At 51.3% G+C, this 22,122-nt stretch carries 21 protein-coding genes; 10 read left to right on the plus strand and 11 right to left on the minus strand.

Features of this window, described 5'->3' with window-relative positions:
- Nucleotides 1-12: 12 nt before the first annotated feature.
- From aldA to BUB06_RS17355, 3 genes are all read left to right on the plus strand, one after another.
- Nucleotides 13-1,452 (plus strand): aldehyde dehydrogenase, encoded by a 1,440-nt coding sequence (aldA, locus tag BUB06_RS17345; RefSeq protein ID WP_010300658.1) that lies wholly within the window; start codon nucleotides 13-15, stop codon nucleotides 1,450-1,452.
- Nucleotides 1,453-1,651: 199 nt separating this feature from the next.
- Nucleotides 1,652-2,812 (plus strand): FMN-dependent L-lactate dehydrogenase LldD, encoded by a 1,161-nt coding sequence (lldD, locus tag BUB06_RS17350; RefSeq protein ID WP_039474539.1) that lies wholly within the window; start codon nucleotides 1,652-1,654, stop codon nucleotides 2,810-2,812.
- Nucleotides 2,813-2,956: 144 nt separating this feature from the next.
- A complete protein-coding gene (locus BUB06_RS17355; RefSeq protein ID WP_039474541.1) occupies nucleotides 2,957-4,171 on the plus strand; it encodes an AI-2E family transporter in 1,215 nt (404 codons plus the stop codon).
- Between the two features lie 10 nt (nucleotides 4,172-4,181).
- Here BUB06_RS17355 and BUB06_RS17360 read toward each other — a convergent pair whose 3' ends face one another.
- Nucleotides 4,182-4,544, minus strand: coding sequence for a DUF596 domain-containing protein (locus tag BUB06_RS17360; RefSeq protein WP_039474547.1), 363 nt, complete (start codon nucleotides 4,542-4,544; stop codon nucleotides 4,182-4,184).
- Nucleotides 4,545-4,585: 41 nt separating this feature from the next.
- Complete coding sequence (locus BUB06_RS17365) at nucleotides 4,586-4,972, minus strand: hypothetical protein (RefSeq protein ID WP_174435958.1); 387 nt, start codon at nucleotides 4,970-4,972, stop codon at nucleotides 4,586-4,588.
- Between the two features lie 113 nt (nucleotides 4,973-5,085).
- On the opposite strand from BUB06_RS17365, the gene BUB06_RS17370 reads away from it, so the two are divergent.
- A complete protein-coding gene (locus BUB06_RS17370) occupies nucleotides 5,086-5,631 on the plus strand; it encodes a hypothetical protein (RefSeq protein WP_175552174.1) in 546 nt (181 codons plus the stop codon).
- Nucleotides 5,632-5,678: 47 nt separating this feature from the next.
- Here the strand turns inward: BUB06_RS17370 and BUB06_RS17375 are convergent, their stop codons facing one another.
- Nucleotides 5,679-6,236 carry a hypothetical protein gene (locus BUB06_RS17375; RefSeq protein ID WP_010300674.1) on the minus strand — a complete coding sequence of 186 codons (558 nt, stop codon included), beginning with the start codon at nucleotides 6,234-6,236 and terminating at the stop codon, nucleotides 5,679-5,681.
- Between the two features lie 318 nt (nucleotides 6,237-6,554).
- On the opposite strand from BUB06_RS17375, the gene BUB06_RS17380 reads away from it, so the two are divergent.
- Both BUB06_RS17380 and BUB06_RS17385 read left to right on the plus strand, forming a co-directional pair.
- Complete coding sequence (locus BUB06_RS17380) at nucleotides 6,555-6,863, plus strand: hypothetical protein (protein ID WP_039474553.1); 309 nt, start codon at nucleotides 6,555-6,557, stop codon at nucleotides 6,861-6,863.
- Complete coding sequence (locus BUB06_RS17385; protein ID WP_039474555.1) at nucleotides 6,860-8,110, plus strand: type II toxin-antitoxin system HipA family toxin; 1,251 nt, start codon at nucleotides 6,860-6,862, stop codon at nucleotides 8,108-8,110. The genes BUB06_RS17380 and BUB06_RS17385 overlap by 4 nt, the downstream gene beginning before the upstream one ends.
- Before the next feature lie 142 nt (nucleotides 8,111-8,252).
- Here BUB06_RS17385 and BUB06_RS17390 read toward each other — a convergent pair whose 3' ends face one another.
- Nucleotides 8,253-8,555, minus strand: coding sequence for a hypothetical protein (locus tag BUB06_RS17390; protein ID WP_039474557.1), 303 nt, complete (start codon nucleotides 8,553-8,555; stop codon nucleotides 8,253-8,255).
- Nucleotides 8,556-8,887: 332 nt separating this feature from the next.
- On the opposite strand from BUB06_RS17390, the gene BUB06_RS17395 reads away from it, so the two are divergent.
- From BUB06_RS17395 to BUB06_RS17410, 4 genes are all read left to right on the plus strand, one after another.
- Complete coding sequence (locus tag BUB06_RS17395) at nucleotides 8,888-10,732, plus strand: MrcB family domain-containing protein (RefSeq protein WP_039474559.1); 1,845 nt, start codon at nucleotides 8,888-8,890, stop codon at nucleotides 10,730-10,732.
- An 18-nt stretch (nucleotides 10,733-10,750) separates the two neighbouring features.
- On the plus strand, nucleotides 10,751-13,231 hold the full coding sequence (locus BUB06_RS17400; RefSeq protein ID WP_048329104.1) for a restriction endonuclease-like protein: 2,481 nt from the start codon (nucleotides 10,751-10,753) through the stop codon (nucleotides 13,229-13,231).
- A gap of 319 nt (nucleotides 13,232-13,550) precedes the next feature.
- Nucleotides 13,551-14,075, plus strand: coding sequence for a type IV toxin-antitoxin system AbiEi family antitoxin (gene abiEi / locus BUB06_RS17405; protein WP_039474562.1), 525 nt, complete (start codon nucleotides 13,551-13,553; stop codon nucleotides 14,073-14,075).
- A gap of 29 nt (nucleotides 14,076-14,104) precedes the next feature.
- The gene (locus BUB06_RS17410; protein ID WP_039474564.1) at nucleotides 14,105-14,992 is read left to right on the plus strand and encodes a nucleotidyl transferase AbiEii/AbiGii toxin family protein; all 888 of its coding nucleotides are present in this window, start codon (nucleotides 14,105-14,107) and stop codon (nucleotides 14,990-14,992) included.
- Nucleotides 14,993-15,085: 93 nt separating this feature from the next.
- On the opposite strand, the gene BUB06_RS17415 is transcribed toward BUB06_RS17410, so the two are convergent.
- The 7 genes from BUB06_RS17415 to BUB06_RS17445 all read right to left on the minus strand — a co-directional run bounded on the left by BUB06_RS17415 (nucleotide 15,086) and on the right by BUB06_RS17445 (nucleotide 22,122).
- Complete coding sequence (locus tag BUB06_RS17415; RefSeq protein WP_039474565.1) at nucleotides 15,086-15,949, minus strand: YicC/YloC family endoribonuclease; 864 nt, start codon at nucleotides 15,947-15,949, stop codon at nucleotides 15,086-15,088.
- 98 nt (nucleotides 15,950-16,047) lie between these two features.
- Entirely contained in the window at nucleotides 16,048-16,956 is a 909-nt protein-coding gene (locus BUB06_RS17420) for a LysR family transcriptional regulator (RefSeq protein ID WP_039474568.1), read from the minus strand.
- A 396-nt stretch (nucleotides 16,957-17,352) separates the two neighbouring features.
- A complete protein-coding gene (locus BUB06_RS17425; protein ID WP_039474570.1) occupies nucleotides 17,353-18,300 on the minus strand; it encodes an isoaspartyl peptidase/L-asparaginase family protein in 948 nt (315 codons plus the stop codon).
- 60 nt (nucleotides 18,301-18,360) lie between these two features.
- Entirely contained in the window at nucleotides 18,361-19,182 is an 822-nt protein-coding gene (locus BUB06_RS17430) for a M55 family metallopeptidase (protein ID WP_039474571.1), read from the minus strand.
- 26 nt (nucleotides 19,183-19,208) lie between these two features.
- Nucleotides 19,209-20,285 carry a DmpA family aminopeptidase gene (locus BUB06_RS17435; RefSeq protein WP_370529545.1) on the minus strand — a complete coding sequence of 359 codons (1,077 nt, stop codon included), beginning with the start codon at nucleotides 20,283-20,285 and terminating at the stop codon, nucleotides 19,209-19,211.
- 8 nt (nucleotides 20,286-20,293) lie between these two features.
- On the minus strand, nucleotides 20,294-21,193 hold the full coding sequence (locus tag BUB06_RS17440; protein WP_010300708.1) for an ABC transporter permease subunit: 900 nt from the start codon (nucleotides 21,191-21,193) through the stop codon (nucleotides 20,294-20,296).
- An 8-nt stretch (nucleotides 21,194-21,201) separates the two neighbouring features.
- Nucleotides 21,202-22,122, minus strand: coding sequence for an ABC transporter permease (locus BUB06_RS17445; protein WP_014913740.1), 921 nt, complete (start codon nucleotides 22,120-22,122; stop codon nucleotides 21,202-21,204).

Below are 22,122 nucleotides of genomic sequence, written 5' to 3' on the forward strand. Positions count from 1 at the left end.
GAGATGCCTGACATGAGCACCACCCAAAAACGTATGTACATCAACGGTGAGTTTGTTGAAAACAGAAGCGGGAAGTGGATTGATGTGGTGAACCCAGCCACAGAGCAGGTTATTTCACAGATCCCGGAAGGCTCCGCTGACGACGCAAAGAGAGCGATAGAGGCGGCAGAAGCTGCGCAGCCGGGCTGGGAAGCGCTGCCTGCGGTTGAGCGAGGCGTCTGGCTGCACAAGATTGCCGATGGTATTCGCGAACGCGAAGCCGAACTGACCGACACTATCATCGCAGAAGGCGGTAAAACGCACGGCCTGGCGCAGACGGAAGTGCTGTTCACCGCTGACTATCTCGACTACATGGCAGAGTGGGCGCGCCGTTATGAAGGCGAAATCATTCAGAGCGACCGCCCGAATGAAAATATCTTCGTCTTCCGCAAAGCGATTGGCGTCACGACCGGCATTCTGCCGTGGAACTTCCCCTTCTTCCTGATCGCGCGTAAAGCGGCTCCGGCGCTGATCACTGGCAATACCATCGTCATCAAACCGAGCGAGATTACACCGAATAATGCGGTGATTTTCGCCGAAATCATTCACAAAATTGGTCTGCCGAAAGGCGTCATCAATTTCGTTACCGGCTATGGCCCAACGGTAGGGCAAGAGCTGGCTGCTAACCCGAAAGTCGGCATGGTCAGCCTGACTGGCAGCGTGGCGGCGGGGATTGCCACCATGACGGCGGCGGCGCAGAACGTCACGAAGGTGTCGCTGGAACTGGGCGGCAAAGCGCCCGCTATCGTGATGGACGATGCCGATCTCGATCTGGCTGTGAAAGCGATTGTCAGCTCTCGCGTGATCAACAGCGGGCAGGTGTGTAACTGCGCCGAGCGCGTTTACGTGCAGAAAGGCATTTACGACGAGTTTATCTCCCGTATTAAAACTGCGATGGAGCAGGTGACCTTCGGCAACACGGCGGAGAAAAAAGCGCTGGATATGGGGCCGTTGATCAGCGCAGCGGCGCGACAGCGTGTAGAAGACAAAGTGGCGAAAGCGGTATCACAGGGCGCGAAAGTGCTGCTCGGCGGCCAGCGCGAAAGTGGTACGGGCTATTTCTACCCGCCAACGCTGCTGGTGGATGTGAAACAAGACATGCCGATCATGCACGAAGAAGTGTTTGGCCCGGTGCTGCCCGTCGCGACTTTCGACACGCTGGAAGAGGCGATTACGATGGCGAACGACAGCGAATATGGCCTGACGTCGTCGATCTATACTCAGAATATCAATACCGCGATGAAGGCGTTGAAAGGGCTGAAATTCGGCGAAACCTACATCAACCGTGAGAACTTCGAGGCGATGCAGGGCTTCCATGCTGGCTGGCGTAAATCCGGTGTGGGTGGAGCGGACGGCAAGCATGGCTTGCAGGAATATCTGCAAACGCATGTCGCGTACCTTCAATTTCACTAAAAGCAATTTCACCAAAGGTAATGATGCTTGCCTAAGTGTGGATTGAGGGGGAAACACGGTGATGAGGTTCCCGCAGGGATACCTCGCACCGTGGTAGCCCCCGGTATCTCGATCTTTAAACGATCGGCATGAGTTTTATCCACGGTCATGCTACTTACCATAACAGTGGCACAAACAAGAAGAAGGATGGGAAAGGACGATGATCATCTCTGCTTCAACGGATTACCGGGCGGCGGCGCAGCGTAAGCTGCCGCCGTTTCTTTTCCACTACGCCGATGGCGGTGCGTATGGTGAGCACACGCTCAGGCGTAATACCGCCGATCTGGCGGATATCGCGCTGCGTCAGCGTATCTTGAAAAATGTCTCCGACCTGAGTCTGGAAACCCAACTGTTCGGCGAAAAACTGGCGATGCCGGTGGTGCTGGCACCCGTTGGCCTGACCGGCATGTACGCCCGACGCGGCGAGGTTCAGGCTGCCCGTGCGGCGGCGCAGAAGGGTATTCCCTTTACGCTGTCTACCGTTTCTGTCTGCCCGATTGAGGAAGTCGCACCCACTATCGATCGGCCGCTGTGGTTTCAGCTCTACGTGTTAAAAGATCGCGGCTTTATGCGCAACGTGTTGGAACGTGCGCAGGCGGCGGGGATCAAGACGCTGGTCTTTACCGTGGATATGCCGACGCCGGGTGCGCGCTATCGTGATGCCCATTCCGGTATGAGCGGACCGAATGCGGCGATACGTCGCGTTTTGCAGGCGATGGTGCATCCACAGTGGGCATGGGACGTTGGCCTGAACGGTAAGCCGCACGATTTGGGGAATGTTTCCGCCTATCGCGGTACGCCGACGACGCTGGAGAATTATATCGGCTGGCTGGCAGAGAATTTCGATTCCTCTATTTCGTGGCAGGATTTGGCGTGGATCCGCGAGATGTGGAAAGGGCCGATGATCATCAAAGGTATCCTCGACCCGGAAGATGCCAAAGAGGCGGTGAGGTTTGGCGCAGACGGCATCGTGGTTTCCAACCACGGCGGTCGTCAACTGGACGGCGTGCTCTCGACGGCACATGCGCTGCCCGCTATCGCCGATGCGGTGAAAGGTGAGATCACCATTCTGGCGGATTCCGGTATTCGTACCGGGCTGGACGTGGTGCGCATGATAGCGCTGGGGGCGGACAGTGTGATGCTCGGGCGCGCGTTTGTCTACGCGCTGGCCGCCGCGGGCGAAGCGGGCGTGGTTAACCTGCTGAACCTGATCGAAAAAGAGATGCGTGTAGCGATGACGCTCACGGGGGCTAAATCCATTGCCGACATCACCACGGATTCACTGGTGCAAGCGACCCAGCGGCGACTGGATGGCCTGTAAGCACGGATGACGCGGTGAGAGCATTTACCGTCTCCTCGCCGCGCTTTCTGATGGCTTTTCACCGGACGACGGCTTTTTCCTGTATTGCAAACGCCCCACTTCGTTCTATATTTCGAGAGCAGATTGAACGAAGGGGAAATCGTTGTGAATATTAAAGGGCTTACGAAGGGATTCTTCATCCTTATCTTATTTATCGTCACGCTGGCGTTTTTTGACATCTTGGCACCGTATTATTCCGCCATCTTATGGGCGGCGGTGCTGGCCATTATCTTCCATCCGCTGAAAAGCAAAATTCGGCAAAAATTAAACGATCGCAACGGTGTTGCCTCGTTGCTAACCGTCCTGATCATCTTCCTGCTCGTCTTCATTCCGTTGGGCGTGATTGTTTCCTCGCTGGTGGTTGAAATTAACGGGGTTTACACCCGATTGCAGGACAGTAATACGCAATTCCCGGTAGTGCTGGCGGAGCTAATTCAGCATCTGCCGAAGTGGGCGCGACATTTCCTCGCGGAACACAATCTGGATAACGCCGCCAAAATACAGCAAGAGCTGTCTCAGGTTGTGCTGAAAGGTGGGCAATATCTTGCGGGAAGCGTGCTGCTGATCGGCAAAGGGACATTCACCTTCTTCATTGGTTTTGGGGTGATGCTCTACCTGCTTTTCTTCCTCCTGAAAGACGGTGCCTATCTAGTCAACCTGATTTTGGAATCACTACCGCTTTCTACCCATGTTAAGCATCATCTGCTGGTGAAGTTTGCTGCTGTATCTCGGGCGACCGTGAAAGGCACCGTGGTTGTGGCGATTGTGCAGGGGACATTGGGCGGGATTGCATTCTCCATCGCAGGAATAGAAGGCAGACTGCTGTGGGGCTCGCTGATGGCGTTCCTGTCGCTAATCCCCGCCGTGGGCTCGGCGATTATCTGGGTGCCTGCTGCCGTCTTCCTGTTCGCGACGGATATGCTCTGGCAAGCCATCTTCATTGTCGCTTTCTTCGTGCTGGTAATTGGGCTAGTGGATAACATTCTGCGTCCGCTGCTGGTGGGGAAAGACACCAAAATGCCGGATTACCTGATTCTGATTGCTACGCTGGGCGGCATGGAAATCTACGGCATCAACGGTTTTGTGATCGGCCCGCTGATTGCGGCGCTGTTCATCGCCTGCTGGAACATCCTCTCCGGTCGCGACAATCAGGAAAATATTGAAGGCATTGACGAAGATTTTATCGAGGAAGGTCGTCTGTACGCGAGTTCGGTCAATCCCGAAGAGGCCGATACGGCGGTGAGTCAATCTGCGGATAGCAAGACGGCAACTGAGCAAACGGTGGAAAGCCAAGGCGCGGAGAATAAGAAGGTAGAATGAGTCGCTTGTGTTAAGTCCAAATCTCTTGCCCCTCGGGCGTGATCCACACGACGCCTGCGGGGGCTTTGGCTAAGAACCAGAGGCCAAATTCGTCGACATCATCAAATTCATCATCGGATATTTCAGGTGGAAAGGCGTTGCGGAGCCGTTCGACCTGATGTTTCGGGTCACCTGGCAGAGTGTCTCCCTGACTGGCAAGCTTGATTCTGCCTTCTGCGATGAGCCGTTCCAGCAGTGTAAAAAATAGAACCTGACGTTGGGCGTAGGTTCTGGGATTGCTCCGACACTCCACCGCAATATGTTGCCATATCGCGCCCATCGACAGCCCGTATGCGCTGGTTGCGACAGCATCGTAAATGTCGTTGTCGTCCATCTCTCCCTCCCTGTTTCCTGTTTTTTCAGAGGCACACGTTTCTAACGCGCAGGGTCATAGGCATTGACCTCATGGCTCCAGGGAATAGCACGATCGTCGACCGTGACGTGCCATTCACAGTGTGTCAAAACGCCGCGTATTTCGGATAAACACTGGCACCAGTGCTGTACGCCAACCCAAGTGGCTTCTTCACCGTTGTCGGGAAGTTTGGTTGAACCGGAGAGCACAATCCCCTTCCTGAATACGTTACCGATTTTCACGTTAAGGGTGAAATCAAATGATTCCCAATTCAGGCCTTCACCGGTCGTCAGATATTTCTCAATTTGGTCATTAACGGAATGGCGTTGGACGATCTCCTTCACGGCAGATATCTCTGTCTGGCTCAGGGATTTTTTACGTCGAGCGGTGTAATAGAGAGAAATTGCCATGTTGCCTCGTTTATTAATAGTGTTTAAGGTGAGGTAATAGAGCATAAATTTTCGAATAAAAAACGGCATAAAATAATCAGGAAGTTCTGATTTTATAAAGGTAAGGGATGGTTATGTTTGGGAAAATTATTCTCATTGGGATAAGTGTGGCATTACTCAGCGGATGCTCGGTCGCGACCTATAGTCATAAACTGGAGGATTATCAGAGCGCTGACCGTGTGGGTATCACGTTCGATAATCGTAACCTCGACTATATTCGCGTTTATCCGACTACCGAACGATGTATTAATATTGATGCACCAGAAAATGGCTACACCAATAATGCATTTGGGTTCCAAACTAAACTCAATAATAAAGAACTCGGCTTCCCGGCTATTCCCGAAACGCCAACGATGATTCGGGAATTCTGGGTCAGTGCGCAAAATAATATTGCAGTTAGAATGATTGCGGCGAATGGCGGATTTAGCACCGTAACGTTTAAACCCGTAGTGGGGAATTACTATTATGTCACTGGCAAGTTTGATGGGCCTTATTCGCCCCGACGCATTGAAGTCTACGAAGTGTTCAAGACAGAGAAAGGCTACTACGACCGCCGCCCCGTTAAAGATTTGATGCTGAAAAACTGCGGCCAGTTTACTTCCAGAATGCAGAAATTCTAATGCCGCTCTCGGCCAGACGTGACCTGTCTGGCCACCTCAACTGAGTTTTACGTCAGCTGTTTCCCGGTAAACGTACCGGCATACCAGGCATCCATCACCGACAGCAGGTTTTCCACTTCCTCGACGGTCAAGCCATAAGAATCAGCCGTTTGATGAGGTTTAACAACGAGCAGCGGAACATCGGCACGCGTATGCAGGTAATCGAACTGATATTCCACTTCGCTATTGTAAAACAGGCTTCCGCCAACATTTCCGGCTTTGCGTAGCTGTTTGATCTGTTTATCTTGCGCGGCCGGATCCTGTGCCCAAATCAGGAAATCACGCAGCGGCTGCGTCTGACGGGCAAAGTCATCACGCGTGAAGCCGAAATAGGCATAGCGTTTTCCTACCACTAACGCAATTTTGCTTTTATCGTCCGTAATTCTGACGTTAAAAGAACGCTTTTCTACGGTACAGTCGCGAAACTGCGGCTTGTACTCACAGGCGGAAAGGTTCTTAGCTTCATACACTTCGTAAAGACGCAGCGTGGCGTATTTATCGAAGGTGGTAACAGCCTGACAGCCAGTTAAGGCAAGAAGAATGACCGGGAGGACGAGGTAACGCATGACGGTTGTGTTTCCCTGTTTTCACTGATGTGGATTTCTCAAGATTGTGCTCAATGGCGGTTTATATGACCGAGCCTACTGATGGTGAAAAAATTGGTCAATCATCTGACGGATGAAAACGTGGGATGATTTTGTCGTCATTTACATGAGATAGAATAGGTAATAGGACTATATTCCCATAATGTCGCCAAAAATGGGAATACAGTCCCATGTTGTTTGATTTTTGCTCTTCGCTACATTGATTACCTGACAATGTGGGACTATATTCCCATTAATAAATCAATACTGGGAATATAGTCCTATTTTTATGTGAGGTAGATGATGGCCAAGCGAGACATGTACAGGGTGCTTTTTCCAAAGCAACGTAGGACACTGACCGCGTTTGGTGAGGATTTACTGCTTGCCGTCAAACGTCGTGGATTTACCAAAAAAATAATCTGCGACCGTACGGGATTTGATCACAAAACCGTTAATAAAATCTTCGCTGGCGATCCGGGCGTGGCGATAGGGGCTTACTTAAAGGTCATGGCCGTACTGGGCATGGAAGATAACTTTGCCAAACTTGCTGCTTACGATGAAGTCGGCATGAAGTTACAGAATATCAAGCTGTTGGAGGGCACGAAATGAGCCGATCCATCGTTGAGGTGTATGCGTCCTGGATGCCGATTGATACGCCTTTGTTGGTGGGACATTTGACGTTTGCAGAAACCAGCCGTTGCGGTGTGTTCAGCTTCGCTTATGACAAACACTTTTTGACATCCAGCTATCGTTTGCAGATCGATCCCTTGTTGGCGTTGCACAGTGGGGAGCTTTATAACGATTTGGCAGATAAAAATTTCCGTGCCTTTCTGGACTCCTCTCCCGATCGCTGGGGACGCATTTTGATGCAGCGCCGTGCTGCAATTGAATATCGAAAAGGCCTGCGAGCGACCACGAAACTGACGGAGTTGGATTATCTTCTGGGTGTTCACGATTCCTATCGAATGGGCGGTATTCGCTTTAAGATGGCGGAATCGCAAGATTTTTTAGACAATAACACCGAATTTTCCGCTCCACCGATGGCGTCGCTACGTGAGTTGGAACATGCGGCCATGAATATTGAGCGGGATGACAACATCGACAGCGATGATTATTACCGCTGGCTCAAAATGCTGATTTCTCCGGGATCATCACTGGGTGGTGCCAGACCCAAAGCGTGTGTGACCGATGCAGACGGTCATCTGTGGATTGCCAAATTCCCCAATCAGAACGACACATTTGATGTAGGTGCCTGGGAAATGGTGTGTTACCAGCTTGCGCTGGCTGCGGGTGTCGATATGTTTCCGAGTGAAATACGCAAATTTTCTTCTGAATATCACACTTTCCTGACTAAACGTTTTGACCGCGTAGGTGATAAACGGATTCATTTCTCATCGGCCATGACGCAACTACAATATTATGACGGTGAGCAATCCGACGGTGCCAGCTATCTGGAAATCGCAGAATTTTTAAGTAATAGCGGTGCGCAAACCAAAGCCGACCTTGCCCAGCTATGGCGAAGAATCGTGTTTAATATTGCGGTATCCAACACGGACGACCACCTCAGAAATCATGGTTTTTTGCTCACTGATAAAGGCTGGAAGTTATCTCCGGCATATGATTTAAACCCGATAGTGGGTAAGCATGGCTTGCATCTCAATATTACCGATACCGCTAATGAACTCGACTATGCACTGGCCTTCGAGGTGATCGATTTCTTCCGCTTAAGCCGCGAGGACGCAACTCGTATCTATGACGAGGTACTTGGCGCAGTGAAAGGTTGGCAAACTGTCGCAAACCAGCTAGGTATCAACCGCAGGGAGCAACTTGCCAAACAAGAGGCGTTTAATGTGTAGGGCTGGTCGGTTTATTGGCGTGTGTTTATAAGGACAGAATAGCGATAAGTGTCTCTATATTTAGGAGGAATAAGGACAAAACGCCAGCCAATAAGGACAGTCTGTAGGAAAGTTGTCCTTATTGGGCTCTGATAGGGACAATTTAGGTGAGGTCTGCCGTGTGAGCTGATGTGGCTTTTTCACTGATTACCAGCAATGCCGGAATCAAATGTGCGCAGGTGTTGAAATAGGCGCTGAGGTGTTGCAACTGTTCCGTGGTGGTTTCTGTGACCAGCGATTCGCTTACATACTGTAAACCGTGGCACAGCCCTTCAACTGACTCTGTGGCGATTGCGCTGAGATCGTCACGTTGAGCATGGCTAAGGTGATCAACGGGTAGCGAAGCGATCAGATCTCGGAAAACACTAATGGAACTCTCGGTAGCGGCAGCATTTATGGTGGTCATTGGCGATCCTCCTTGAAAGTCAGTACCGCCAATTGTCGATGCTTTTTACGGGTTCAGATACTACGAGTTTCGTAGTCATGTAATCGAAATTGATGGTTTAAATCACTTTCGATTACATGGGGTGAAGAATACAATACTTGCCTAAGTATCATCAGATAATAATATGAATGTTCATGTATAAATACACAGTTATATATTGCGGGCTGAGTGTCAATGCCAACAGATTTTTATAAAACCATGGCAGAGGTTGATGGCCGAAAACGCTGCGTTGTTAACATGATGGCTGTTGTGGCGAGATATCATAAATTTATTGTCTTAATTTAGGAGCTAGGATGAGCCTGCAAGAAAAATTTCAGATAATAACTAAAGGCTGGATTGCGGCCACAAAAGAGGGATTTACTAATAACCCAATTGCGAATTTATTGAGAAAAGAGTTAAAAAAAGAAATAGAGAATATAGTTATTCAGTTTGATTTTAATTATGAAGTAGAGGCTAGTGCTGGGGCAGGGAATTGGGCAAATGTTCCTTGGGTATCTATTCTTAATCCAAAAATTACAAATACCACTCAAGAAGGAATCTATCCAGTATACCTTTTTAAAGCTGATGGCTCAGGGTTTTATTTGTCCCTTAATCAAGGTACAACAAGCCCAGCTAAGAAATGGGGAAAGAAAGTTGCCGAAGAACGCGCTGAATATATAAAGAAACAGCTATTAAAAAAAATCCCTGATTTAGAACGCTGGGGCGTTAAGGATATAAATTTAAAAGCAGGCACACCTCTTGGTAAATCGTATGAAAAACCAAGTGTTATCGCAAGATATTATTCTGCTGACAGTATTCCTTCTGATGAAATTCTCAAAAGTGATTTGTATTCATTACTAAAATTCTATAAAGAAATAGAGGGGATGGAATTTGAAATGCAAGAAATATCAATATCTACCAAAGAAAAAATGATTGAAACAGATAGTGACATTACTCCCCTCCCTAAACCGTTCTTCCTCCTAGCCGGCATTTCCGGCACAGGGAAATCACGTTTTGTTCGTGAACAGGCGAAAGCGACAGGGCACATTGACGAAACGTATTGCTTAGTTTCTGTCCGGCCAGATTGGCATGAACCCAGTGATTTATTGGGCTATTCCTCCCGCTTAAATGGCAACGTCGAATATGTGATTACTGACGTGCTGACATTTATCGTTAAAGCGTGGAAGGCGATTGCTGAGTCAGGTGTGCAAATTACTGGGAAAATCACCTCAGGGAACCGTAATGATTTGCAGGCAATACCGCCGTATTGGTTATGCCTGGATGAAATGAATCTTGCCCCTGTCGAGCAGTATTTTGCGGATTATTTATCTATACTGGAAACCCGCGAATGGGAATGGGAAGATGATGCGTTTACCTACCAGTGCGATCCGCTATTAAAATCCTCGGTGATTCAGTCACTTTCCCCTGTTAAGCAGAATGAATTGTGCGAGCGTTTAGAGTTAGACCCGACTTCTGCGTTATGGCTTGAATTTTCTGAGAATGGTATCGGCATTCCCTTTAACTTACTGGTGGCTGGCACCGTGAATATGGATGAGACCACGCACGGTTTTTCCCGTAAGGTGATTGATCGCGCGCTGAGTTTTGATTTTGGTGACTTCTTCCCTAATGATTTTGACGATTATTTTTCGCCAACAGTCGCCTCTAAAAAACTGTCCTATCCAATTTATTCAAGTGCGGTGAAGAATCAAGCACGCTTGCCTGCGATTGATGCGGATGGCAAAAAGAGTATTGAATTTCTGCATGCGATTAATAGCGTTTTGGATAACACGTCCTTTAAATTAGCCTATCGCGCCTTAAATGAATTGCTGCTGAGTGTGATAAGCCTACAGCCAGAAAACGACGAAGCACTACAAGCCGTTTGGGATGATTTTTTAATGTGTAAAGTGTTGCCGCGTATTGAAGGCGACAGCGATAAATTAGCACAATATGATATTGAACAGTCATTACTCATAAAGTTATCTGATACGTTAAAAGAAAGCCTGTCTGCTATTTGGGATAAAAATAACGCAAGACCAGATTTTTACCGTGAAAAGCAACAGGATGGCGAGACAATAATGATTGCTTGCCGCAGTCGCGCTAAAATTGAGTGGATGCAAAATAAGCTTGCTCAATCCGGCTTCACCAGTTTCTGGCCATAACCCACAAGGCGGTACGAAATGCCCGAATTATTGCGACTACAAACTGAGCATTTTGAACTGTCGATTTGGTGCAATGATATCGCTAAACGGCAACAGGTTTATCGTAATACGTTGGCTAAACGAACCCAGTACGCTGACGCGAATAATCCTTCTATGGTGGGGTCGACGGTGCGTTTTTCCCCTGCGATGGATTTACAAGAAGTGGCGGTTTTGGATGAAACGCTGATCTCTGACACGTTGGGTAATGCCCCTAGTGTGCAGAGTGAGTCGATCAATTTGCGGGAACCTTTGTTTTTTGAAAATGCGCAATATCAGTTTGAGTGGGTATTTTTTAATGAGGTGGAGAAAGCCGGCTTGACCCACCGCGTAAGGCTGGTGAATGAAGGTTTTCGCTTTGCTGCAAAGAAACGTGATATTCCCGCTCGCTTAACGGGCACCATCAACACCGGTAATGATGTCGGTTGGATGCGCCTGCCGCTTAGCTATCGCCTTGCAGGTCAGGATTATCGGTTTACCCTTGCTTTTGAAGTGTTGCCGACCAAAATGGATTTGCACCGTGATTTGTCGCAGATGTATCAGCTACTCGACAATCATTACCCGCTATGGCGTTTTAGCCTGGCGGAGAAAACGGAGCAAGATGCAGAACAGAGTAAACAGCGTGGTGATTTTCCATTACTTTGGTTGGCTAATTTCACTACGCTGAGACAACGCTTGGCGCAAAGTTTAAAAATTATCAGCCAGGCTCCTCATCGCCGTTTACAGCCCAACATTTCCTTTGTACGCGCGGATCGTTTAAAAGGGCGATTACCTCAGCGCTTAGCCGAAAATGTCATTAACGATCTGAAGAATGGTCGATCTGATAGACGCTATCGCGTTGAAAAAAAATACTTGAGTGTCGATACGCCAGAGAATCGTTTTATCAAAATGGTGGTCACCCAGTGCAAAAATCGATTAGCTGAGTTTGAACGTAGGCTGCGAAAAAATAATCAAGCCCCAGAGAATCAACGCCTTTCCGATGCGTTCCTCAACGAAATTGGCAGTTGGCAAAAACCATTAAGCAAAATGCTGAATCACAGTTTTTTACGTGACGTTGGTGTATTTAATGGCTTGGCTAAGTCATCTCTTGTGCTGCAACAAAAAACAGGATACAGCGCGGTATACCGTATTTGGCAGGAACTTAAATGCTACTTGGATGTTTTTGCCAATCAAACCAGTATCTCGATGAAGTCGGTTGCCGAAATCTATGAGGTGTGGTGTTTTCTAGCATTGCGCAACATTTTAGTCGACGACCTTGGCTTTAAGGATGTCACGCCGAATCGCCAAACCTTAGTATTAAAAAATGACTTTGAATATCAATTAAAGAATGGTTTTGCGGGCGCTTTTGTTTTTGAACGCGATGATGGTTTAGTAGCGAGATTAGCACACGAACCTATTTTTACCCCAAACAGCAAGGAGATTCGTTCTTACTTCGTCTCTCATTGTCCTGATATTGTCTTGAAGGTCGAATTCCCTACGCCGAGCGACAAACGCTTTATTTGGCTGTTCGATGCAAAGTACCGTATTCAAACCAAACCGAGTCAAGTGGATGGTAGCGATGCGCATAAATACGATATTGATAAAACCGATTTGGTGCCGGACGATGCCATTAACCAAATGCACCGTTACCGCGATGCGTTGATCCGTATTACGCAAGATAAATCGTCCGCTATGGGCCATAAAAGTCGTCCAGTGTTTGGGGCCTTTGCCCTCTATCCCGGATGTTTTAACCAACACGTGGACGACAACCCTTACCTTGATATGATTTCTGAGGTGGGAATTGGCGCATTTGCACTTCTTCCGAACGACAAGGATCACGCAGGGTGCCGCTGGCTGGTTGACTTTTTAATCCGTCAACTTGGCGTAGCGGGAAGTGCTTACAGCACGCAAAAATTGCAAGAACGCTTATATTTGCAAGAACCTGCTCGAATCCCTTATTACGGGATGGCACAAACACTTTATCCTGATTTAGTGATGACAGCCTCCTTGGGCGGGGCTAAAGGGCGAGCCAGTACGTATTTTGATAATTTTGAAAACGGCACATCAGCGTGGTATCACACCAGAGTTGAGACATTTAATCAGGCGATGAAAAATGCCAGAAGCCACCTTGTCGCAGAAATACGCTACCTCGCTATCGCTTCAACGAGTGACCTTGATCACCACTGGAAATCAATTAAGAAAATATGGCCGGTTAAAAGCCAGAAAATCGTTAAAAGGAATGAATTAACGGTGGAGCACTCAGGGAAACTCAGTACCGATGCATACGAGTGTATTTTGTTTGAATTAGGTAAACCGCTGGTGTTAAACACACCGATTGAAAACGCTCCTCATCGGCCGATCCGTAATTCGATGAAGTTAACAACGCTGAGTGCGCTGGAGGAAGTTCAGCAATTTAATATGGTGAAAGAGGTCTATGAGGAAGCCTTGACGGTATCACATGCAGGAGAGGGTGAAGGGAAATAACGCGACAAAAACGCTCTGAGCGTTGTATCTAATACTGGGCACTTATCAAGCAAGGTGTGAGCCACCTTACGCTCTTCAAAATAAGTATCCAACAGAATGCCTTGCCCATTCAAAATGGGTATCACCGTGTCCAAATTCTATAAAAATGCTCAATATGGACATAGTGGTATCGCCTGGCTGGCGATATACAAGAGTCGAGAGCGAAGGTTACTCAGGTTTAATAGGTCTACACTAAGTTACTTATCACGTAACAATCTGTAGACCTTTTTCTTGCGCAGGTCTACACTACATTACTTATTTCGTAATGTAGTGTAGACCTATGGCTAAATCTGATGAGCTATTAAACGCGTTGGCTAAAGCAGTGAACGCTGGCGGTGGCATTCACAGTGTAACAGAGCTGGCTTTTATGCAGGGTGTGCCTTGTGACTCAGCCTTTAGAAAGTTCCTGGCAGATTGCGTAAAGAAGGGGTTGCTAAGACGAGTGGTGAAAGGCTTCTATGAAAGTGTTATTACACCACCTGAGCCTGAGACTGCCATTTATAAAATCATCAAAAAGTTGCGCAGTGGCGTATTGAACTACATCAGCTTAGAAAGTCAGCTCAGTCATACCGGTGATATTTCACAAGTTGTGATGGGTAGGGTCACGGTGGTGACTAAAGGTCGAAGTGGTTGTTTTGATACGCCTTATGGCGTGATCGAGCTTACCCATACTAAAAAGCCAGTCGAGCAAATTGCACCTAATTTGTACTATGACCCTGACATCAAAATGTATCGCGCATACAAGGAACAAGCGATTGCAGATCTAAAGCACTGCCAGCGCAATCTACATATGTTGGAGAGCTAAGTATGGGGGAAGTGTGTGGGAGATAACGTATGCTGAAGCAACAAATTCGCCAAATCATCCAGTCAAACCCTGACTATGCCGCAGTGACACCCGTCATAGAAAAAGAGATCTTGCAGCATGACATTATCGATGTGCTGATCAAACAGGGCGTCATGCAGCGGTTAACGTTTATTGGCGGCACCTCATTACGAATGTGTTACAACAGCAGCAGGCTATCAGAAGATCTTGATTTCAATGGTGGTCATGATTTCCAGCCCTCAGCGTTTGAGGGGCTGGAGTCCGAAATCCAAACCTATATTCAGAACAAGTATGAAACCGAAGTTTGGGTAAACAAACCTTCTGGCGAGCAGCAAGGGGATACCGTTTCTTGGAAAATTAGTATTGTAAAAGACGCTAATCGTCCTGATTTGCCACGGCAAAAAATGCATATTGACGTCTGTGCTATTCCGTCATTTGATATTGAAAAGCGCCCGCTAATCAATCATTACGACATCGTTGTACCGACTGAAGGGATCTTGGTTCCGGTACAGTCGTTACAAGAAACATTGGCCGATAAGTTGATCGCGTTAGCGTATCGGGCAAGACGTATTAAACCTCGTGATATCTGGGATATTGTTTGGATTAAGCAGCGTGGTATTGATTTATCCAAAACACTGGTTGAAAAGAAGCTCACCGCCAGACAGAAGCAAACAGCAGACTTTCGACAGGCGCTGTCTATTCAGTTAGCCAAGCTAATGTCGGAAGATGAAGTCCGTGACGACTTCAATATGGAAATGAGCCGTTTTATCTCTAAGCAAATTAAAGAGAGAACCCTCGATAATCCTGCATATTGGGCTTATGTTCAGGGCGAGGTAAATGCCATCGCGTCTGAGTTATTGAATGACGGAACAACAAAAAATCCATTTGATATGGGTTAGCCCCATGTTTTTCTTCCACTGTCATAAAACAAAAAGGCCAGTATTTACAATGGCCTTTTTGATTGGTGAGACTCTATGAGATCGCGTGAAACGTTACTCAATGTTCTGGATCTGTTCCCGCATTTGCTCGATCAGCACTTTCAGCTCAATGGCTGACGCGGTGACGTCGGCGTTGATGGATTTCGAGGCCAACGTGTTCGATTCGCGGTTGAATTCCTGCATCATGAAGTCGAGGCGGCGGCCGACGGCTTCTTCTTTTTTCAGGATTTTGTAGGTTTCTTTGACGTGAGCATCGAGGCGGTCGAGTTCTTCGGCGACGTCGACGCGCTGCGCCATCAGCACCAGTTCCTGTTCCAGACGGTTATTTTCCAGCTGTACCTGCGCATCTTCCAGCTTGCTTTGCAGGCGCTCGCGCTGCCATAGAAGGATGTTCGGCATCTGGGCGCGCACTTTGACGACTTCGGCGCTGACGCCAGCCAGACGCTGTTCGATCAGCCCTTTCAGCGCATCACCTTCGCTTTCACGGGCGGCGATGAAATCATCCAGCGCGCCTTCCAGTGCTGTCAGCAGTTCGGCGCTGATGGCGTCCAGATCCTGCTCTTCCGCCGACATTACGCCGGGCCAGCGCAGAATATCAACCGGGTTGATTTCCCCTTCGTCGCTCTGCATTTTGACCCAGTTGGCGGCATTGACCAGCTGTTTCGCCAGTTTTTCGTTCAGGATCAGCGCACTTTGCGCACTCGGATCGAGCTCAAAACGCAGGTTGCATTCGATTTTGCCACGGGTCAAACGGGCGCGGATGCGCTCACGCGCCACAGGTTCGAGGCTGCGGAATTGTTCCGGTAAACGAAGATAGGTTTCCAGATAGCGCTGGTTAACGGAACGCAGTTCCCAGGCTGCGCTTCCCCAGTTGCCCTTGATCTCTCGGCGGGCGTAAGCGGTCATGCTGCGAATCATTGGTGCATACCTGTAAAGCAAATGATGAGAAGGATTATAGCGTTGAGTCCCGCGCAGGGGATAGGAAAAACCGTCCGTGGCGTAGCGTCTGTCGTGAATCAGGCGGCGTAAAGCAGCGTCTCGTTCTGTCTGGCGATGTCGCGACAGCGATTTTTCATCATCTGTTTCAGTTGGAGTGTCGCCTGTGACTGTGGGTTGTCGCGGCGGCTGATCAGCGTGACTTCAAAAGGCAGCGGCTGGTCGATAGGGACGATTTTGAGCTGGTCGGCGTAGCGACAGGCGGTAAAGAGATCGACGATGCCCGTACCGCCGCCCGCCAGCACCATGTCGGCAATGACCGAGTAGGTTTTGATGTAGAGCGAAGCGGCTGGCTGTAGCGCTCTGTCGCGCAGCGCACGGTGTAGCACCTGACCGAGCGGATCCTTATGCTGCATCATCAGCAGATTGTTGTTGCACAGCCATTCCAGCGAGACAGGGCCGTTTATCGGGCTGTCTTTCGGCAAGAGGGCAACCATCGTGGACTGGAACAGCGGTTCTGCCAGCAACTCGGACGGCACCTGCTGACCAAAGATCAGCGCGAAATCGAGCTGGTTTTGCAGGATGTTCTGGCACAGCGTGCTGAAGTGTTCGGTGACGAGTTCAACGTTAACCAAGGCCGCCTGCTTATGAAACTCCACCAGCGTTGGGGCCACGATCATTTGCCCGAATGCGTGCGCTGCACCCAGCCGTACGGAGTGGGCCTTGCTGGTTTTGATTTGTTCGGTGAGGGAACTGATGCTTTGCAGATGGCTGAAAAGCTCCTGCACTTTCGGTATCAGGCGCAGCCCTTCTTCGGTGGCGATCATTCCCTGTGTGCGACGTTCAAACAGGGAAAAACCGAGCTGCTGCTCTGCGTGGTTCAGTACCCGGCTGACGTTCGGTTGCGAGACGTTGAGTAAACGGGCGGCGCCGCTGATGGTACCTGCCTGAACAATGGCCTGGAAGATTTCAATATGGCGTAATCGCATGGTTGCAGGCTCCGGCTGACGCTTTCTGATGAGCATCGTATGAGTAATAACCAAAAAGTCTGCAATTATTACGCCAGGTTATATACCCGTCATACTTCGAGTTGCATGTGCGTTGGCTGCGTTCAGTCACCCGAATCACTTACCTGAGTAAGCTCATCGGGACTCCCTCTCTTGCCGCATTACGAGGCTCATAATGAGCCTCGCCCTGGCGGGCCAACGCTTTGCGTTGTTCAAACGTTAACGTTTGTCCTGAAACTCGAATTATTTAGGGTATAAGGCCGTGATGAATGGTCGATAGATAAGCGATGAGAACACTTTCTGCACTATTTTGACGCCCAACAATGGTGCAATGCACCGATATCGGGCGTTTTGGTTCTGTTTCGATGTGTTGGCAAGTTAGCGATAGATATCGGCGACGGGGGCTTCTCCCACGTAGCCATAGCCGCGATACATGCCTTCGCTGTTAAACGGCAGGGCGATGTTGCCGGCTTTGTCGACGGCAATCATCCCGCCGCTGCCGTCCATTTGCACGAGTTTCTCCATGACTACGCGATCGCTGGCCTGCTGTAGCGTGAGTCCAGCGTATTCCATCAGCGCCGAGACATCATAGGCCGCGACGGCGCGCATAAAGACCTCGCCAGTACCGGTGCAGGAAACGGCTACCGTCTGGTTATTGGCGTAGCAGCCAGCACCAATGATGGGGCTATCGCCCACGCGTCCGGCCTGTTTGTTGGTCATGCCGCCCGTCGAGGTTGCCGCCGCGAGGTTACCCGCGCTGTCGAGTGCTACCGCGCCCACGGTGCCGAATTTGCGGTCGGGATCGATCGGGTCGTTCTGACCATCATGATCGAGGATGACGCGGCCTGAGCCTGCCTGTGCGTTATGAAGCTGCTGACGGCGTTCGTCGGTGGAGAAAAACGCAGGTTCGACCATGTCCAGACCGTGCTGTTGTGCAAAGGCTTCCGCACCGTCGGCGGTAAACATCACGTGCGGGCTGGCTTCGAGTACGGTACGTGCCGCCAGAATCGGGTTACGGATATGGCTGACACAGCTCACCGCGCCAGCATCCAGCGACCGTCCGTCCATGATGCTGGCGTCCAGTTCGTGAGTTTCTGCGTGGGTGAAGACCGAACCGTGTCCGGCGTTGAATAACGGGCACTCTTCCAACAGACGGACGGCTTCCGTTACGGCATCCAACGCGCTGCCGTTTTCAGCCAGAATGCGTTGTCCGCTGGCGACAATCTCGGATAGCGCCGCCAGATAGCGTTGCTCTTTTTCAGCGCTCATGGCCGAGCGGGTCAGCGCACCTGCGCCACCGTGGATCACAATCACGGGTTTCGTCATGCTATAAATTCTCTTTTCAAGCGGTTTACGCCCCCTAAATCAGGGGCGGAGAGACCGGAATCAGTTTTGCGTCGTCGCCAGATAGGAAAAGGCCCCCAGCAGGCTGGTGATTTCCCGCATGCTCTGCGCCGTATAACCTACGGTTATGGCATCCAAACGTTCAACGCTTGGCAGCAGACAGAATAGATCGGCCAGTACCGGTTTTGCCACCATCAGTTCGAGACGGTAGGGCGCCTGAATCCGTGAGTTCAGCGTCCGGTGCGCTTTTTCCACCGCCGCTTTGGCTGCATCACGAATCACCTGACGGGCCTGTTCGGTGCTAAGGGACTCCGCCGCATGCTGTGAAATGGCGCGTTTGACGCAGGCGTAGTCGGTGGCGGGGTAGTAGCGAGTGATCCAGCTTTGGAGCGTGTCGTCACCGCTGACCAGCCAGAGTGGCGTCTTCTGTTCCACACCAGCGGCAGCGTAGATGTCGCTCTCGCCCATGATTTCACCGTTGATGTGCACGCGGTAGAACGCCCGACCATTGATGGTATGCGACAGCACGCCAAACTCGCCTGCCGCGCTGTGATAACCGATGAACATCAGGCCGTCGAACTGCTGTTGCTCCAGCCCTTCTACCATCGAATAGCCGCGCGGTTTGCCTTGTACCAGCCGGGCGCGGGCGTCGATGTTCTCCGCACGCAGATTGACCATTGCCGCATGGCTGTCGGCGACCACCACCTCTGTTGCGCCACCCGCGAACGCACCGTCAATCGCGGCGTTCACTTCCTGCTCCATCAGGCCGCGCGCCAGCTGGTATTCCGCGGTGCCGGGGCTGCACTGTTCCGGGCGCATCACGCCAGCGATCCCTTCGATATCAGCAGAGATAAACACTTTCATAGTCAGTTTCCTACGGGAGAATTTGCTTATGGATAAAGAGTTGCAGCCAACCGATCCAACGCCTGTGGCAGCGTCGGGCGATGATGGCCGCGAAAACCGGTCACGGCGTCTGCCTGAAGCATGGCGTCGAGCACCGCGTGTTCGGTCGCGTCGGCGGCGGCGCTTAACAGCGATTCAAGCTGCGCATCCTCCGGCGGTTGCGGCTGTGGGCAGGTGGAAAACGCAACGGCGATATCGCCGGAACCGTGTCCCCAGTAGCTGCCTAGCCGACCTAATCCTGCACCAGCACGCTTGGCGATGCGCTTGAGCTGGCGCGCATCGAGCGGGGCATCCGTCGCCATGATAATGATGATCGATCCGGCGTCCTGCTGCGGTGCGAGCCCCGGCAGGATAGGGGCGATGGCGTCGCCCATCTGCACGCCGTCCAGCGTCAGCGAAGAAAGCGTGCCGAAGTTTGCCAGCACCAGCACGCCGAGCGTGGCGTTCAATTCGGGAATCAGGCGCGATGCAGTGCCGATGCCGCCTTTCAGGCTAAAACAGCTCATACCACGCCCAGCCCCGACGCTGCCGCGTGCAAAGGTGTCCGTTGCGTCGTCCAGCGCTTGCCGTGCCATAGGTTCCGTCACCGCCAGCGCCTGAATGTCGTTCAGCCAGCCGTCATTGCACTCCAGCGCCAGCGGGTTAACCGTCGGCAGCGTGCGGCCCAGTTCTGGATTACGGGAAATGGCATCGCGCACCAGCGCGGTAAACAGCGTGCCGGTTGCCAGCGTGTTGCTGAGTAAAATGGGTGTTTGCAACAATCCCAATTCCTCAATCTGTACCAGCCCAACGGGTTTAGCGAAACCGTTCAACACGGCCGCGCCACAGGGCAGGGGCTGGGTGAACAGGTTCTCACCGGGCGGCACAATCGCCGTGACGCCGGTTTGTACTTCACCCGCTGCCAGCGTGCAGTGGCCGACGCGCACGCCCGCTACGTCGCTGAGGCGGTTATGCGGCCCGCTGGCCGAGCGCGGCGTACCCAACTGCCGCGTCGTTTTCCAGCGTTGTAGCAACAGCGCCTGCTGCTGCTGGCGATAGTCGTTCATCTGGTGATCGCCGTGCATCGCCTTCCTCAGCTTTTCAGTTTGGGATCGAGCGTATCACGCAGCGCATCCCCGAGCAGGTTAAACGCCAGCACGGTGAAGAAAATCGCCAGACCGGGGAACACGCTGACGTGCCAGGCGCCTGCCATCATCAGGCTGCGGCTCATGGCGAGAATGTTGCCCCATTCCGGTACGTCCGGCTCCGGGCCAAGGCCGATGAAGCTCAGGCCTGCCGCGGTCAGGATGCTGGTGCCGATACGCATGGTGAAATAGACGATCACATTAGGCAGCGTGCCGGGCAGGATGTGGCGCATCAGCACAATGCGATCCGGTGCGCCTGCGCAGCGTACCGCTTCCACATAGGCCGCCTGTTTCAGCGACAGCGTAGAAGCACGCACGATGCGGGCGAAGACCGGTACGCTGAAGACCGCGACGGCGATAATCACGTTATTCAGGCCGGGGCCGAGGATCGCGACGACCGCAATCGCCAGCAGCATGCCGGGGAAGGCGAACAGCACGTCGGAACCGCGCATGATCAGCGTATCCACCCAACGGCCGTAGTATCCCGCCAGCAGGCCGAGCACGATGCCGACCAGCATGCCCAGCGTGACGGAAAAGATGCCGATATATAACGAGATGCGTGCGCCGTAGATGATGCGGCTCATCACATCGCGTCCGAGATCGTCGGTACCCATCCAGTGCGCTGCTGAAGGCGGTGAAGCCAGCGATGCCCAGTCAGGCTCCATGGGGTTCCACGGTGCCAGCCAGGGGGCGAAAATGGCGACCAGTACCAGCAGCAGGACGAAGCCGCTGGAAACCAGCGCCATCGGATTACGGATAAAGACCTGAACGAAGTCGCGCCACGGCGAACGTATCGTCTCTTCATCAAGCGTGGCAACAGCCACGACGGGTTCTGGAGGAAGGTTCATCGTGTCTCCTAACGTAGGCGAATCGCCGGATTGACCACCGCGTACAGCAGGTCCACCAACAGATTAATGACAATAAATTCAAACACGAACAGCATCACCAGCGCCTGAATGACTGGCTGATCCTGCGTCTTGATCGATTCAATCAGCAGCCAGCCCAGACCTGGCCAGCTAAACACGCTTTCAACCACGATGGATCCACCGAGCAGGAAGCCGAATTGCAGCCCGAGCATGGTGATGACCGGGATTAGCGCATTACGCATCACGTGCTTCCAGGTGACTAGCCGATTGCGCAGCCCCTTGGAGCGCGCGGTGCGGACGTAGTCTTCCTGTGCAACTTCCAGAAACGCGGAGCGGGTAAAGCGTGCCATAACGGCAGCTACCGATGCCCCGAGCGTCAGCGCGGGCAGAATGATATCGCTGGGCTGATTAAAGCCGCTGACGGAAAAGACGCCGAACGGCATGGCGACAAACTGAATCAGCAACAGGCCGAGCCAGAACGGCGGCATGGAAATCCCGCCGACTGCAAAGCTCATCAGCGTCCAGTCTTGCCATTTCCCCCGCTTGAGTGCGGACACCACGCCAATCAGCAGGCCAAGCAACACCGACCAGACAAAGCCTGCCAGCGCCAGCCACATGGTGGGCATAAAGCTCTTGCTGATGACGTCGATGACGGGTTGCTGGGTGCGGTACGTCACACCCAGATCGCCGCTGAACAGGCCGCCGAGCCAGTGGACATACTGCTGCGGCAGCGGGTCGTTCAATCCTAACTGCTGACGGGCGGCTTCCACCGCCTCAATGGTCGCGTCAGCACCTGCGTAAATACGTGCCGGGTCACCCGGCAACAGTTTTATAAAACCGAACACTAACAGGGAGACCACCAGCAGAACCGGGATCATTTCCAGCAAACGTCGGACGATATAAGCAAACAT

The organism is Pectobacterium carotovorum, assembly GCF_900129615.1.
GTDB lineage: Bacteria > Pseudomonadota > Gammaproteobacteria > Enterobacterales > Enterobacteriaceae > Pectobacterium > Pectobacterium carotovorum.